Origin of the sequence: Rhizobium sp. PEPV16, from assembly GCF_008919455.1 — a bacterium.
Lineage (GTDB): Bacteria > Pseudomonadota > Alphaproteobacteria > Rhizobiales > Rhizobiaceae > Rhizobium > Rhizobium leguminosarum_Q.
Window position 1 is genome coordinate 60,529 of the sequence record NZ_VSZV01000330.1, and the last position, 312, is coordinate 60,840.

The 312-nt window shown below is 58.0% G+C and carries 1 protein-coding gene; it reads left to right on the plus strand.

The window, feature by feature from the left end; genetic code table 11:
• A partial coding sequence (locus FY112_RS23065) for a thioredoxin domain-containing protein (RefSeq protein WP_246700727.1) occupies positions 1-136 on the plus strand: 136 nt, incomplete at its 5' end.
• Positions 137-312 lie beyond the last annotated feature (176 nt).

The following is a 312-nucleotide window of genomic DNA, read 5'->3' on the forward strand; positions in this document are numbered from 1 at the left end:
CCCGGAACTCGCTGCACAGTTCGGTGTGCGCTCCATTCCGACCCTTGCAATCTTCAAGGGCGGCGAAGTTGCCGATATCTCGGTCGGCGCAAAGCCGAAGACGGCTCTTTCGAACTGGATTTCGAGCGCTGCCTGATTGATATCGAGGAATTATATCACATTGACGAAAAAGCCCGGCTCGACCGGGCTTTTTTTCATTTCGCAGCCTTCATTTTGGCGGCGTGCCGTTGTCGGCAAGCACGTCGCCGACAAGATAGAGAGAGCCCCCGACCAGGATGCGCGGCGGCAATGCCTCCGGATCGGCGACGGCTT